The organism is Anabaena sp. FACHB-1391 (assembly GCF_014696755.1).
In the GTDB taxonomy this organism is placed as follows: domain Bacteria; phylum Cyanobacteriota; class Cyanobacteriia; order Cyanobacteriales; family Nostocaceae; genus Dolichospermum; species Dolichospermum planctonicum.
Window position 1 is genome coordinate 1 of the sequence record NZ_JACJQS010000007.1, and the last position, 15,544, is coordinate 15,544.

The 15,544-nt window shown below is 36.0% G+C and carries 14 protein-coding genes; 6 read left to right on the forward strand and 8 right to left on the reverse strand.

All coding sequences use genetic code 11. The features are described from left to right. A partial coding sequence (locus H6F62_RS04805) for a class I SAM-dependent DNA methyltransferase (protein WP_190371462.1) occupies positions 1-1,471 on the forward strand: 1,471 nt, incomplete at its 5' end. Between the two features lie 205 nt (positions 1,472-1,676). Here the strand turns inward: H6F62_RS04805 and H6F62_RS04810 are convergent. After that, a complete protein-coding gene (locus tag H6F62_RS04810) occupies positions 1,677-2,135 on the reverse strand; it encodes a DUF6636 domain-containing protein (RefSeq protein ID WP_137906203.1) in 459 nt (152 codons plus the stop codon). A 355-nt stretch (positions 2,136-2,490) separates the two neighbouring features. Here H6F62_RS04810 and H6F62_RS04815 point away from each other — a divergent pair, with 355 nt between their 5' ends. Together H6F62_RS04815 and H6F62_RS04820 are read left to right on the forward strand one after the other, a co-directional pair. Continuing rightward, positions 2,491-4,569 carry a serine/threonine-protein kinase gene (locus H6F62_RS04815; protein WP_190371463.1) on the forward strand — a complete coding sequence of 693 codons (2,079 nt, stop codon included), beginning with the start codon at positions 2,491-2,493 and terminating at the stop codon, positions 4,567-4,569. A gap of 86 nt (positions 4,570-4,655) precedes the next feature. After that, the gene (locus tag H6F62_RS04820) at positions 4,656-6,080 is read left to right on the forward strand and encodes an IctB family putative bicarbonate transporter (protein ID WP_137906205.1); all 1,425 of its coding nucleotides are present in this window, start codon (positions 4,656-4,658) and stop codon (positions 6,078-6,080) included. A gap of 151 nt (positions 6,081-6,231) precedes the next feature. Here the strand turns inward: H6F62_RS04820 and smpB are convergent, their stop codons facing one another. Next, positions 6,232-6,702, reverse strand: a complete 471-nt coding sequence (gene smpB / locus H6F62_RS04825; RefSeq protein ID WP_190371464.1) for an SsrA-binding protein SmpB — start codon at positions 6,700-6,702, stop codon at positions 6,232-6,234. A 435-nt stretch (positions 6,703-7,137) separates the two neighbouring features. Between smpB and H6F62_RS04830 the strand changes: the two genes are divergently transcribed. Further along, complete coding sequence (locus H6F62_RS04830) at positions 7,138-7,821, forward strand: response regulator transcription factor (RefSeq protein ID WP_190371465.1); 684 nt, start codon at positions 7,138-7,140, stop codon at positions 7,819-7,821. Positions 7,822-7,923: 102 nt separating this feature from the next. Here the strand turns inward: H6F62_RS04830 and H6F62_RS04835 are convergent, their stop codons facing one another. From H6F62_RS04835 to H6F62_RS04860, 6 genes are all read right to left on the reverse strand, one after another. Continuing rightward, positions 7,924-8,754: a leucine-rich repeat domain-containing protein gene (locus H6F62_RS04835; RefSeq protein ID WP_190371466.1), complete on the reverse strand. Its 831-nt coding sequence runs from the start codon at positions 8,752-8,754 to the stop codon at positions 7,924-7,926. A 111-nt stretch (positions 8,755-8,865) separates the two neighbouring features. Then, positions 8,866-9,756, reverse strand: a complete 891-nt coding sequence (locus tag H6F62_RS04840) for a leucine-rich repeat domain-containing protein (RefSeq protein WP_190371467.1) — start codon at positions 9,754-9,756, stop codon at positions 8,866-8,868. 226 nt (positions 9,757-9,982) lie between these two features. After that, entirely contained in the window at positions 9,983-11,074 is a 1,092-nt protein-coding gene (locus H6F62_RS04845) for a leucine-rich repeat domain-containing protein (RefSeq protein WP_190371468.1), read from the reverse strand. Between the two features lie 138 nt (positions 11,075-11,212). Further along, a complete protein-coding gene (locus H6F62_RS04850) occupies positions 11,213-12,277 on the reverse strand; it encodes a potassium channel protein (RefSeq protein WP_137906211.1) in 1,065 nt (354 codons plus the stop codon). 51 nt (positions 12,278-12,328) lie between these two features. After that, positions 12,329-12,898 carry a dCTP deaminase gene (gene dcd / locus H6F62_RS04855; protein ID WP_199290888.1) on the reverse strand — a complete coding sequence of 190 codons (570 nt, stop codon included), beginning with the start codon at positions 12,896-12,898 and terminating at the stop codon, positions 12,329-12,331. An 83-nt stretch (positions 12,899-12,981) separates the two neighbouring features. Next, positions 12,982-13,518 carry a P-loop NTPase family protein gene (locus H6F62_RS04860; protein WP_190371469.1) on the reverse strand — a complete coding sequence of 179 codons (537 nt, stop codon included), beginning with the start codon at positions 13,516-13,518 and terminating at the stop codon, positions 12,982-12,984. Between the two features lie 285 nt (positions 13,519-13,803). Between H6F62_RS04860 and rph the strand changes: the two genes are divergently transcribed. Both rph and H6F62_RS04870 read left to right on the forward strand, forming a co-directional pair. Continuing rightward, positions 13,804-14,547 (forward strand): ribonuclease PH, encoded by a 744-nt coding sequence (gene rph / locus H6F62_RS04865; RefSeq protein ID WP_137906214.1) that lies wholly within the window; start codon positions 13,804-13,806, stop codon positions 14,545-14,547. Positions 14,548-14,616: 69 nt separating this feature from the next. Next, positions 14,617-15,390 carry an MlaE family lipid ABC transporter permease subunit gene (locus H6F62_RS04870; RefSeq protein WP_137906215.1) on the forward strand — a complete coding sequence of 258 codons (774 nt, stop codon included), beginning with the start codon at positions 14,617-14,619 and terminating at the stop codon, positions 15,388-15,390. Positions 15,391-15,544: the final 154 nt, after the last annotated feature.

Genomic DNA, 15,544 nt, shown 5'->3' on the forward strand with positions numbered 1-15,544 from the left:
TGGTATGGATACAAATCCTTTTGCTGTGGAATTAGCGCGGGTAACTTTGATGATAGCGCGGAAAATTGCGATTGATGATTTATGTTTGACTGAACCTGCTTTACCTTTGGATAGTTTGGATGATAATATTGTTTGTCAAGATGCTTTGTTTGGTGAATGGGTCAAGGCTGATGCTATTATTGGAAATCCGCCGTTTTTAGGTGGTAAAAACATGAGAATAGAATTAGGAAATGAATATGTAGAAAAGATATATCAAGCTTTCCCAGAGGTAAAGGGACAACCGGATTTTTGTGTATTTTGGTTTAGAAAAGCATCTGATTTATTAGGTAATAAAGGAAGAGGAGGGTTAGTTGGGACAAATTCTATTGCTCAGGTTTCAGGGAGAAAAGCAAGTTTAGATTATATTGTTAGTAATGGTGGAATTATTCATGACGCAATTTCTAATCAGATTTGGTCTGGAGATGCTGCTGTTCATGTTAGTATTGTTAATTGGACAAAGGAAGAGCAAAAACAAAACTTTTTAGATAGTGTTGAAGTTCCGTTTATTACTTCTTCTTTAAAAAGTGAGATATCGGTTACAAATGCTGTGAAATTAGAAGCGAATAAAAATTTCTCTTTTGAGTCTTGTGCGCTTGGTGGAAAGGGGTTTATAATCTCTGAAGAAGAAGCTAGGGAATGGATAAAGATTGATTCTAAAAATGCAGATGTTTTAAAACCGATGATTGATGGTAAAACTTTAATTAATCCTTATTTAAAATTAGATTGGGTAGTTGATTTTAATAATTTATCAATAGAGGAAGCAAGTGAATATCAATTACCTTTTCAGCGTGTGAAAGAAAAAGTGAAACCAGAAAGAGACAAAAACCGTAGAGACGCAAGAAGAATTAACTGGTGGAAGTTTGGTGAAAAAAGACCAGCTATGAGACAAGCAATGTCTTCTTTATCTTGTTATTTTGCTATTCCAAAAATTGCTAAGTGGATGATTTTTACACCTGTGAATATTTCTATTTTACCTTGTGAAGCTAATATGGTTATTGCTGCTGATGATTTTTATATCCTTGGGATTCTCACATCTAACGTACATCGTGTTTGGGTAAAAGCGCAAAGTTCGACTTTAGAAGATAGAACTCGTTACACTAATACAACCTGTTTTGAAACCTTCCCATTTCCACAAACAGCAGATATAAAAATAGTCCAACAAATTCGCACTAAAACAGAAGAACTAAATGAACATCGTAGTCAACAAATGGAAACCAAACAATGGGGAATCACTACATTATATAATAAATTTTTCACCGAACCGAGCAGTCAACTTTATAAACTACATCAACAACTGGATAAACTGGTAATGTCAGCTTATCAATTCAACCCAGAAGATGATATTTTAGAAAGACTGCTGTTATCAAATTTAGAGTTAGCGGAAAAAGAAAAACAGGGAATTAAAATTATTGGACCAGAAATACAAAATTAGTAGTAAGTATGTAGGGTGCGTTAAAAGCGTTAAAAGATGATGAAATCAACTATTAAATAAAATCCGCAAGGTAACGCACCAAGTTTACAGTAGAGTTCAACTTTGTGAGGTACAAAAATACTCTACCTTGCCCACTTGCCCAAGTAAAGGGTGTACTTCATAAACCTAAAATAGGCTGTATAAAATATGAGGAAGGGATTTTTAATTAAGGCCTAGACAGTCCAAATACGTACCATTTTTCCCGACTGAGAAAAAAGCCAATACCATCACTATTAGTACAAGTTAAACCGATTTTTTGAGATACACACTTAAAACCACTTGAATTCCAATTACTTCCATAGTTCAAAACAGGTTTATTTTTGTCAGCAATGGTATCAATAATACACAAAATTTCTGGTCTACCCTTCTCAGGTAATAAAAAACCTTGTCCCCACTCAAGTGGACAATATCCGGGGTAGGGTTGAGGAGGTTTGGGTTTTAGTGAACTACTGATTTCACAGCGTAAAATATTTATTTCCCCTGGTACTCCTGGTATTAATTCACAAAAAATATTACCACTAGGGGACTGAAAACCTTTTGGTGCTGCTATACTTACCTGTGGTAATAAAGTCACCATTGTACCTGTCAGAAGCAACACCACTAATTTCTTAATTTGTCTGTACATGATTTATTTACATGATTTATCAAAAATAATAGACATTGTTAAATATCCGGTTATGGTAATCTGACTTGAGAATATATAGATACTATATCACAAGTATTGAACGTCGAGAATTTCAGATACCCGATTTCTTAAAGAAGTCGGGTATCTTGATAAAGATAATAAATGGCAAAATGCCGTTCTTTTTTCTTTGAGTTGATATAGAATTGGGGAAATTGACCATCATACATCCTTTGTGCTTTTCTGTATTTGAGAAAGGTAATTTCCACATTTTCAAGTTAAATAAATTACTAATTGCTACTATTGAATCTCGATTTATATTATATATATTTTATCATGCAGATGCGCTATAAAGATTATGATCTGCTGTTTAAATCCTGACTGTTCAAATCCGCAAAATCCAGATAATTATCAATTTTGTCAAAATTGTCAAACTCCTCTAGTAACACTTTTGAGAAATCGGTTTCGTGTTACCCGGTTACTTTCTAATGAGGGGGGGTTTGGAAGAACTTATATTGCTGAAGATATTGATAAATTAAACGAATTATGTGTCATTAAACAATTAGCTCCAAAATTTCAAGGTACTTGGTCACAAAAAAAAGCAATTCAGTTATTTTCAGAGGAAGCAAAGCGATTACAACAATTAGGAGAACACCCCCAAATTCCCACTTTAATAGCCTATTTTCAACAGAATAATTGTTTATATTTAGTTCAGCAGTTTATTGATGGTCAAAATCTACTAGATGAATTAAATTCCCGAAAAGTTTATAAAGATTGGGATATTCAGTCTATTTTATTAGATTTATTACCGGTTATTAAATTTGTGCATCAACATGGGGTAATTCATCGTGATATTAAACCAGAAAATATTATTCGTCGTCAATCTGATCGAAGATTAACACTAATTGATTTTGGTTCTTCTAAAAAATTGACGGTAAGAGTACAGGGAAAAAATGGTACTTCTATTGGTTCTCATGGTTATTCTCCTATTGAACAAATTAGAGACGGAAAAGCTTATCCTGGTAGTGATTTGTTTGGTTTAGGTGCTACTTGTTTTCATTTACTAACGGGGATTTCTCCTTTTCAATTATGGATGGAATATGGCTATAGTTGGGTAGAGAATTGGCAAAAATATTTACGGTTTCCCCTAAATAGAGAATTAGTAGAAATTATGGATAAGCTACTACAAAAAGAAATACAAAATCGCTATCAATCTGCGGATGAAGTTATGAGAGATTTGATGAAACAACATACTCTTATGCTCCCAGCAGCAAATAGTAAAATTAATAGTAAAATTAATAGTAAAATTAATAGTAAAATTAATAAATTACCTGCTAATTATTCTCGGATAAATTACACGAAAAAATTTTTATTGCGAAATTTGATTTTTATGTTTGGGTTAATTATTTTTTTCACTTTGGGAGAGTTTGGTTATCGAGAATTTCGTAAATTAAAACCCGATTTTTCTTTTAATTTGAATCAATCCCAGAAAACTGAAAAATATTTGTCTTTGGTAAATACTTTTTCTGGACATAAAAGTAAGGTTTTATCTGTGGTAATGAGTCCAGATGATAAAATGATTATTAGCGGTGGTGATTGTCAGCAAAATGCTGATAGTAAATGTTATGGTAATCTGAAATTGTGGGATGTGATCACCGGTAAAGAAATTACCAGTCTGGAGGGACATTCCCAAAATGTTAACGCATTAGCTATCTCTGCTAATGGTAAGATATTAGTTAGCGGTAGTGATGATCAAACTATCAAAATTTGGAATTTACAAACAAATCAATTAATTCACACTTTAACTGGTCATACTGATGCAATTCATAGTTTAGCTATTAGTGCTGATGGAAAAACTTTAATTAGTGCTAGTGATGATCAAACTATCAAGGTTTGGGATTTAATCACAGGTAAGTTAATTCGCACTTTAATCGCTCATAAATCTTGGGTACGTTCTGTAGATATTAGTCCCAATGGTGTGACTTTGGCAAGTGGTAGTTTTGATAAAACTATAAAATTATGGAATATTCATCAAGAACAACCAATTCAGACTTTAACTACTAGTTCACAAACAGTTATAGCTGTGGCTTTTAGTCCCGATGGTAAAATTTTAGCCAGTTCTAGCCGCGATCGCACTCTGAAATTATGGAATTTACAAACTTTAACACCAATTTCGACTATCACATTAGAAGGTAATAATATTAACACTATTGCTTTTAGTCCCGATGGTAAAATTTTAGCCAGTGCTGGAAGGAGTACCTTAGGGGAGAAAAGCTATTACACAATTAAAATATGGAATGTAGCGACAGAAGAGGAAATAATAACACTGACAGCAAATGGTAATACTATTACTTCTTTAGCTTTTAGTGCTGACAGTAAATTTTTAGTTAGTGGTAGTGAAGATAACTTAATTAAACTTTGGCAGGTTTCTCCGTAAACAATGACAAAAATTTTTCAAATTGATTAGTCTACAATGAGTTGGGGTAGAAAACTCCATCTAATTCAATTCTCTATTTTTTCTTCATGAATTTAGTCTGGGAAAGATTGACTTTATCTTCCTTACCACTTAAAGAATATTTGTCTAGCAGTTACCTATATCGGTTGCTGGTGGGATCCTTGCTTCCTTGGCGACAAAGTAGTATTCTGATCCGGTGGGGAGATATAATTGCAGTGGGCTTACTTAGCCTCATTTATACTCTTGCACCCTTCGTTTCTAGCACTTTAATCGGTTTATTACTACTGGCTTGTGTGGGTTTATGGTTGCTGTTAACTTTATCTGAGGAATTTACAGCCAATGCTGCTTCCTTCACTCCCATTCATCTGCTAGTATTGTTATATTGGGCTATTGCTGCGGTAGCCACAGCTTTATCACCAGTAAAAAAGGCTGCTTTGGGTGATTTACAAACCTTAACCCTTTATTTGTTGTTATTTGCTCTCTGTGCTAGAGTTTTAAGAGTCCCCAGATTTCGCTCATGGTTGATTACCCTTTATTTGCACATATCCCTCATTGTCAGTGTCTATGGAATACGACAATGGTTTTTTGGTGCGAAAGCTTTAGCCACTTGGGTTGACCCAGAATCTCCTTTAGCCAAGACTACCAGAGTTTACAGTTATTTGGGTAATCCTAATTTACTGGCAGGATATCTTTTACCGGCTGTAATTTTCAGCTTTGTCGCCATTTTTGCTTGGCCAGGTTGGATAAAAAAAAGTTTAGCACTAACGATGTTTATTGTCAATAGTGTAACTCTAATTCTTACTTTTAGTCGGGGTGGCTGGATTGCTTTATTGGTGGGATTATTGACGGTGACGGTATTACTGATTTTTGTTTTTGGTGACTCCACGGTTGAGAATTTATGGGGTATAAAAATACCACCCCAGATGATGTTAATATGGCGGAATTGGTCTTTACCAATATTCCTGGGGAGTGTGGTTGGTATATTAGCAATAGGCATGATCTTTGTTGAACCTTTTCGGGAAAGAGTTATCAGTATATTCGCGGGTAGAGAAGACAGCAGTAATAACTTTCGCAAAAATGTCTGGGATTCCGTATTTCAAATGATCCGCGATCGCCCGATTATTGGTATTGGACCGGGTCACAATTCTTTTAATCATGTTTATCCTCTCTATCAAAGGCCTCGTTTTACGGCTTTGAGTGCCTATTCTGTATTTTTAGAAACAATCGTCGAAACTGGTTTTTTAGGTTTTACTTGTTTTCTGTGGTTAATATTGGTCACTTTGAATACAGGATTCTCCCAGCTACGACAATTAAGACAAAGTAAAGATACTCAAGTATTTTGGTTAATTGGGGCGATCGCTGTTATTGTAGGTATATTATCTCATGGACTAGTTGATACAGTATTCTATCGTCCTGAAGTGAATACCCTCTGGTGGTTTACTGTAGCCTTAGTTGCCAGCTTTTGGCAACCTTTAACACCTTCTAAACAGTAAAGATATTTAACTAGCTTTTGATTTTGTTGGGTTAAAAAAAGTACCAAATATTCGCCTGTGGTGCGGGCATCTTGCCCGCTAAAAAAACACCCCACCTATAATCTGTCGTTCTCCCTCCTTTTACTAAGGGAGAGTTGGGGAGGAGTGTCCTTTAAAACCTCTTCATTGCCCTTTGCATACTCCGTTGATCATCACGACGTTTAATACTTTCCCGTTTATCATGTAGCTTTTTACCCTTACCCAGAGCAATAACCACCTTTACCCAACCCCGTTTGAGGTACATTTTCAACGGGACTAGGGTTAAACCCTCCTGTTCTACCTTACCAATTAGCTTACGCAGTTCTTGCTTATGGAGTAGTAACTTGCGTGTTCGTCTTGGTTCGTGATTAAAATATGCACCACTGGAAGCATAAGGAGAAATATGTACATTAATTAACCATGCTTCACCATCACGAATTAAAGCATAACCATCTTGGAGATTGGCCTTACCTCCACGAATTGATTTTACCTCAGTTCCCGTCAATTCAATTCCCGCTTCATAGGTTTCTAGGATTTCATACCGAAACCGCGCTTGACGATTATCACAAATTGTTTTGTAACCTTCACTCTTTTTATCACTCATTGACAATCTTCTTAAGTTTTCATAAATAAGCCTAAAAATTTTTTAGACTAACTTTTTTATTTGGGTTGCATCATGTATATTTCGCGCCAAGGCGCAAAGAAGCAAAGCCGCCAAGTTTGAGATTTTGATACCTTCCATGGTATAGCCATATTTTCTTGGTTTCGTAAGGCTATCAGCAACGTCCTTTTGTTCATTGTAGTTCACACAGTGGCGGGTAAATTAAACCTGATTCCTGACTCTCTTCTCAATTACGTAAAGTTTTGTCAAGCATTTCTAAAAATTTAAGATTTTCTTTATAAATTCTTGACTAAGGGGACATTAACAGGTATTTTTGTCATAGTATGGAGGATGAGATGACGATTCTTGCCAGTGTCTATTGATATTTCTCATTGTGGCACATTACTCAGTAAAAAAAATTATAGGGGTGTACTGTCCATGCCCTTGACTATTCTAATCGCAGATGACGACATAGGTACACGTTTAGCCATTAGTGATTATCTTGATCTATCTGGTTATCATGTAATTACTGCTGATAATGGTATTGATGCTTTGAATACGCTAGAAAAGTATCATCCTGATTTGCTAGTGACAGATATTATGATGCCACTAATGAATGGTTATGAGTTGGTGCGTCGTGTTCGTCAATTATCCGCGTTTCGCTTATTACCTATAATTTTATTAACAGCGAGAACTAAAATCCAAGAACGAATTTTAGGGTATCAATCTGGTTGTGATTTATACTTGCCTAAGCCTTTTGAATTGGAAGAATTAGCCGCTGCTATTCGCAATTTATTAGAGCGATCGCAAATTATCCAATCGGAATGTCGTTTTATTTACCAAGATAATAACCGTAATTTAACTTATACAAAGGCAGAAAATGGTCATATTTCTGTATCTACTCAGGTTCAGATATCTCAAGTATTGACACCGTTAACTGTCAGGGAAAAGGAGGTTTTAGACCTTTTAACCCATGGTTTTTCTAATGTGGAAATTGGTAATCATTTACATTTAAGTCCGCGTACGGTGGAGAAATATGTGAGTAGTTTATTGAGAAAAACAGAAACTAGTAATCGTGCTGAATTGGTTAGGTTTGCGATCAAACATGATTTAGTAGAATAGGATTTTTGCCCAAATTGACATTTTTAGTCTGGTAATATTCAGTGAAATTGAGTATTTGCTGGGTGCGTTAGTAAGTCCATAACTCACCAAAATATAATCCGACTAAAACTTACAAATAGACGATGGTTGCAGGGGACATTGTTTAGAGGTAAGTGGATTTTTCGCAAGGTCAACTTGAGTTAATTTAGTCAGATTAGACAAAGGTTTGATATCGCTGATTTTATTTTCCCAAAGGGAAAGATAAGTCAATTTAGTCAGATTAGACAAAGGTTTGATATCGCTGATTTGATTTACCGGAAGGTCAAGGATAGTCAAATTAGTGAGATTAGACAAAGGTTTGATATCGCTGATTTGATTTTCCGCAAGGTAAAGAGCATTCAAATTAGTGAGATTAGACAAAGGTTTGATATCGCTGATTTGATTTTCCGCAAGGTAAAGAGCATTCAAATTAGTGAGATTAGACAAAGGTTTGATATCGCTGATTTGATTTTCCGCAAGGTAAAGAGCATTCAAATTAGTGAGATTAGACAAAGGTTTGATATCGCTGATTTGATTTTCCGCAAGGTAAAGAGCATTCAAATTAGTGAGATTAGACAAAGGTTTGATATCGCTGATTTGATTTTCCGAAAGGTAAAGAGCATTCAAATTAGTCAGAGCAGACAAAGGTGCGGTATCGCTGATTTTATTTAACGGAAGCTCAAGTTTAGTAAAATTAATTAGCGTTTGATTAGCTTGACTACAATTTTGGGTTTCAGCAACTTTTAATAATACTTCTACAGTGTGTCTCGTCTCTTGAGGTAAACTGGCTTTTTGTTCACACCATTCTGTAAAAGTCTTGGGTGTTTTTGTGGTTTCAGTAATCACTTTTAAGGTATAAAATCCTAATGTCAAAGTAAAAATGGTGGTCGCTACTACTACTAGACTTAGTTTCATGATTTTAGTGATAAGAAGTTACAGTAATTTTATCATGTTGTCGTTACTAAGATGAATATACTCAGGACTAAACGCAGATGATTTTGTCACTCTTTAGTGATTTGCTGAAAACTAAAACTTACAAATAGACTCTGGTTTCAGGGGACACTGTTTAGAAATAAGTGGATTTTCTGAAAGGTCAAGTTCGGTCAATTTAGTCAGGTTAGATAAAGGTTTGATATCGCTGATTTTATTTACCGAAAGTTTAAGTTCAGTTAAATTAGTCAGGTTAGACAAGGGTTTGATATCCCTGATTTGATTTGCTGAAAGACCAAGATAAGTCAAGTTGGTCAGATTAGATAAAGCTGCGGTATTGCTGATTTGATTTAACGGAAGGTCAAGAGAATTTAAGTTAGTCAGATTAGACAAGGGTTTGATATTGCTGATTTGATTTGCTGAAAGGCCAAGAGAAGTTAATTTAGTCGGGTTAGACAAGGGTTTGATATTGCTGATTTGATTTTTATCAAGGTAAAGAGAAGTCAAGTTAGTCAGGTTAGACAAGGGTTTGATATTGCTAATTTGATTTTTATTCAGATAAAGAGAAGTTAATTTAGTCAGGTTAAACAAGGGTTTGATATTGCTGATTTGATTTTGTGAAAGGTAAAGAGTAGTTAAGTTAGTCAGATTAGACAAGGGTTTGATATCCCTGATTTGATTTGCTGAAAGGCCAAGATAAGTTAATTTAGTGAGGTTAGACAAGGGTTTGATATTGCTGATTTGATTTTGTGAAAGGTCAAGTTCAGTCAATTTAGTCAGGGTTTGATTAGCTTGACTACAATTTTGGGTTTTAGCAACTTTTAATAATACTTCTACTGTTTGTCTTGTCTCTTGAGGTAAATTGGCTTTTTGTTGACACCATTCTGTAAAGGTTTTGGGTGTTTTTGTGGGTGCTGCGGTGACTTTTGGGGTATAAAATCCTAATGTCAAGGTAAAAATGGTGGTCGCTACTAGTCTTAGTTTCATAATTTTAGTGATTTATAACTCTTTAGAGGATGTTTTAAAGGTGGTGTCCTGTGTTACCCCCCTTAGTCCCCCCTTATCAAGGGGGGAAACAAGAAAATCCGGTTTCTTTATCAAGGGGGGAAACAAGAAAATCCGGTTTCCTCCCCTTAATAAGGGGAGGGTTAGGGAGGGGTTAAAAATATTTGATACATTAATCATGTTTTGCAAACATCCTGTTAGTGATTTGCTAAAAACTAAAACGACAATTAGATTCTGGTTGCATAGGACATTGTTTAGAAATAAGCGGGTTATTCTGAACTTTAAGAGTCCGTAAATTTTCCAAAGTAGATAAAGATTGAATATTTTGGATTTGATTTTTCTCTAAATAAACAGCAGTTAATTTAGTCAGCTTTGACAAGGATTGAATATCACTGATTTGATTTCCTCCCAGATAAACAGCAGTTAATTTAGTTAAGTTTGACAAACTTTCAATATCACTAACTTGATTTTCTTTCAAGTCGACAGAAGTTAAATTAGTCAAGTTTGACAAGGGTTTGATATCGCTGATTTGATTTTTCCACAAGGAGATAAAAGTTAAATTATTCAAGTTTGATAAGGGTTGGATATCCCTAATTTGATTTTTCCACAAGGAGATAAAAGTTAAATTATTCAAGTTTGATAAGGGTTGGATATCCCTAATTTGATTTTCCCACAAATTCAGAGTAGTTAACTTAGTCAAGCTTGATAAGGGTTGGATATCACTAATTTGATTTCCTCCTAAGTCAAGAGAAGTTAAATTAGTCAAGTTCGCTAAAGGTTTGATATCACTAATTTGATTTTCCCATAAATTCAAAGCAGTTAAATTAGTCAAGCTTGATAAGGGTTTGATATCACTAATTTGACTTCTCCATAGGTCAAGAGTAGTCAATTTAATCAGTCTTTGATTGGCTTGAGTACAGTTTGTTGTCCCAGCAATTTTTAATAATACTTCAACTGTGTATCTCGTCTCTTGCGGTAACTTGGCTTTTGGGTCACACCATTGTAAAAAATTATTTGGTGTTTTTACATTGGTCACAGGTTTTTTCTCAGGTGTTTTCTCAGGTGTTTTTATAGGTGTAATAAATATTTTTACAGGTGCTTGTTCAGTTATAACGGGTATTTCTACAGTTGTTACAGGCTTTTTAGCAGGTGTTTTAGTCGTTGTTACAGGTTTTTTAGCAGGTGTTTTAGTAGTTGTTACAGGTTTTTTAGCAGGTGTTTTTACAGTTACAGCCAAGACTTCAGTGTAAAGTCCTAAAGTGAATGTAAAAATAGTAGCCGCGACGAAAGCTAGTTTCATAATTTTTATAAGTTAAGCTGTACAGTAATTATACTATTAACGATCAACTTATTTTTTCCCTTTTCCTTCGCGCTCTTTGCGTCTTCGTGGTTGATATAATCTATATTCTGCTAATAAAAACGAGTATTGGGTTTGATTTTAGTTATTTTTTGGTCTTCGTAATGGTTGGGAATTGATAGGACCTAGAAGTTGATTTAAACCCCGTAATTGTTCAGCAGTACCCATACAAATCAAAGTATCTCCCGACATTAACACCGTGTCTCCAGTCGGCCCACCAATGAGTTTACCATCAAGGCGGCGAATTGCCAAAACTAAAGCCCCGGATTGCGATCGCAATTTAGCTTTTTGTAGAGTTTGACCAATAAAGGGACACCGAGCTATATCTAGTAAAAATTCTTCCATATATAATTCCCGGTCTGCACCTGAGAGAATCCCATCTACAAAGTCGAGAATCTGCGGTCTGAGGGCTGCTGCGGCCATACGTTTACCGCCGGTAATATACGGTGAAATTACGGCATCTGCACCGCCACGCTGTAATTTTTGTAATGATTCTTCTGTACTAGCACGAGCGATCGCCCGAATACCAGGATTCAGGGTTTTTGCTGATAAGACAGTATATAAATTTTCCGCATCTGAAGGTAAAGCGGCCACAATGCAAACTGCTTTAAGAATACCAGCCTTGAGTAAACTATCATCTAATGTGGCATCACCCTGGTAAACAATATAACCAAGTTCCTGGGCTTTTTGTGCGGATTCAATTTCTGAATCAATGACCACAAAAGAAACACCTTCAGCTTGAAACTCCTTAGCAATCTGTCGCCCGGTGCGGCTAAATCCACAGATGATATAATGACCTGATAATGATTCCATTAAACGCCTTTGTTGTCGCAGTCTAATTCCTTCTAAAAAATAACCTTCAATGACTGCGGCTGTAAACCTATTGACAATATAACCAAGATTGACCACACCCATGAAAATCAAGGCTATGGTAAACAAACGACCGCGACTACCCAAGGGGTGAGTTTCTCCATAACCGACGGTAGCTAAGGTAATCACAGTCATGTAAGCTGCATCTTCCCATGACCAGCCTTCAATCAAACAATACCATAAAGTACCAATTAAAAAAATACAAGCCAAAGCCAGCGCCCCGGCCATTAACTCTTTTTGAATACGTTGATATTTTTGCTCTAGGGTAGAATACACAAATTAAAAATAATGATGGTTTATTTTGATGGTTTATTTTTTAAATTAAATTTAAACCTTAGCTATTGTCACAACCTCTAACTGATCTTGATATTTACCCTGACGAGTTTCATAATTAACAGCACAGGGTTCACCTTCTAAAAATAGCAATTGTACTACACCTTCATTAGCATAAATACGACAGTCAGCGCTGGAAGAATTAGAAAATTCTAAGGTAAGATGACCCCTCCATGCCGCTTCGGCAGGTGTTAAATTAGCTATTATACCACATCTAGCATAAGTAGATTTACCAATACAAATTACTGTAATATTCCCTGGAACTTGGAGCTTTTCTAAGGCTACGCCTAAACCATAGGAATGAGCAGGTAAGATAAAATAGCTACCACTTTCATCCCTATGTAACTGAGTGGACTCTAGATTTTGGGGATTAAAATTTTTAGGATCAATGACAGTACCAGGAATGTGTCGAAAAATCCGAAATTCAGATGCAGAAAGACGGATATCATAGCCATAAGAAGAAAGTCCGTAACTAATTACAGGTTGGGGAATCTGAGATGGATCAGGTTGCAATTTACGAATTAAACTAAACTCAAAAGGCGAAATCATGCCTTTTTGAGCCATTTCGGTAATCCAGATGTCGTTTTTAATCACGGGTTGAGAGAAAATTGAAAGTAATTTATGAGAGTATCTTAATATCTTAATAGTTAAGGTTGATGAGAGCGACGAATTTCTGTAATTTGATCTGCTATCTCTAAAAGAGACTTTGGCATTTGAGAACCTGTCAGGATAATATCAAGATGAGGAGGACGGTGAGCAAGAAAATCTAAAACCTCACTTTCGGGAATTAAACCGAAATTAATCGCTAGACTCAACTCATCTAATACTAGTAAAGAATACTTGCCTTGATTAACTACCTGTTGAGTATATTGCCAAAGTTTTTCTAGGGAAAGCTTTTCCCCTTCGTCCAAATCGGAATTATCAATATAACGAGGCAAATCACAGCGAATCCAATCTAAGTTTTGTCCCATTTTAATGGGTCGTTCATGTCCTTGACGGATACCACCTTTAAGAAACTGAACTATTAATACTGGTGTACCTTGTCCAGCAATTCTCAGCACTTGTGCCATGACACTTGTAAAAAAGCTACGTTGAGAACTGGTGAAAACTTGCACTAATCCTGCTACGGAATATGGTAAGCTCAGAGTTGAATTTGAAGCGGGAATTTCTAATTGGGCAACCATAGGACAAAGTTGAAAACCTGGCTATAAAATGGTGTTACTAAAATGGTGTTACTAAATTGAGGTATAAAAATCAAAAATTTCATTGCTCAAATTTTTACTCTTTACGTCTTTGCGCCTTTGCGTGAAAAAGATTCATGCTTTTATTCACTAAATTCAATTTAATAATTTACAAATCAAAAGACATAATCATCATACAGCAGTATTTAGGATTCCCATAGCAAAATATTCTGACTTGATGCGGTTAATATTATAAGGCAGTAAGCAAAAATTCAAAAGGCAATTGTAATGGATTGGCAACGTCCTGACGGGAGAAAACCCAGCGAACTCCGTCCCCATAGTTTTTATCCTAATTTCACCCGCTTTGCCCCTGGTTCGGTTTTGGCTAAATGTGGTGATACTCAAGTTCTTTGTACCGTGAGTGTAGCTGAAGGAGTACCTAAATTTTTGGCGGGAACTGGTCAAGGTTGGTTGACGGCAGAGTATAGAATGTTGCCATCAGCTACCCAAAAACGCCAGGAACGGGAATTAATGAAATTATCAGGGAGAACCCAGGAAATTCAACGTTTAATTGGCAGAAGTTTAAGGGCTGCTTTAGATTTCGAGATTTTAGGAGAACGGACGCTAATGGTGGATACAGACGTATTACAAGCCGACGCAGGAACGAGGACAATGGCAATTACAGGGGGTTTTGTAGCTTTAGCTCATGCTATATCTCAATTATTGCAGCAAGGGGTGTTAGAGCGATCGCCTTTATGTAGACAAATAGCAGCAGTTTCTGTAGGCTTATTACAAGGTGAACCATATTTGGATCTGAACTATATTGAGGATGTGTCCGCGGAGGTGGATTTTAATGTAGTTATGAATCATAAAATGCAAATTATTGAAGTTCAGGGAACAGCGGAAGCGGGAAGTTTTAGTCGTCAACAATTGAATCAAATTTTAGATTTTTCCGAACAAGGAATTCAGCAATTATTAACTGCTCAAAGAAATGCAATTAGTGATTGGAATACCTTATTCATAGAAAATTAAAATAGAAAATTAAATTGTCATAATTCCCAAGTCCAAAAATTCAATTAGTTTCAATTAGTGGCCGTAAACTTGCAACCAAAAAGAAATTTAGAGCAATCTTGGCTAATTCGGTGTTTGTCAGCATTTCTGTTGTTAGGTCAAATTTTACTACATTTTCTGCGCGGAAAAACCTATTATCGCAAGATATTAGAACATACAGTAACAGCAGGACCGGGTGCAATTTACCCAGTTTTATTAGTCAGTGGTTTTGCGGGGATGATTTTCACTATTCAAACTGCTAGGGAATTAGTGAGATTTGGGGCTGTAAATACTGTTGGCGGTGCATTTGCTTTAGCATTTTGTCGGGAATTAGCACCAATTTTAACTGCTAGTATTATCGCCGGACAAGTTGGTTCAGCTTTTGCGGCGGAATTGGGAGCAATGCGGGTGACAGAACAAATTGACGCTTTATATATACTCAGAACAGACCCTATTGATTATTTAGTTTTACCCAGAGTTATTGCTTGCTGTTTAATGATGCCTATAATGATGATTTTTTCCTTAATTGTAGGTATTATGGGCGGTACTTTTGCGGCCATGCAGTTTTATCAAGTTGTTCCCGAAACATTTTTAGAATCAGTGAGAGAGTTTTTAGTCCCATCAGATATTTTTATTATTTTACTTAAAGGGTTAATTTTTGGGGCTATAGTTGCTGTTAATGGCTGTAGTTGGGGACTGACAACTCAAGGGGGAGCAAAGGAAGTGGGAGAGTCAGCAACTACCGCTGTTGTCACTACTTGGGTGGCAATTTTTATTATGGATTTTATATTAGCGTTACTATTGTTTGAGCAGCCTGTATTTTAAAGGGAACAGGGAACAGGTGACAGGTGACAGGTGACAGGGAACAGGGAACAGGGAACAGGGAACAGGGAACAGGGAACAGGGAACAGGTGACAGGTGACAGGTGACAGGGAACAGGGAATAGGGAATAGGGAACAGGTTACAGGTTTTGGGCAAC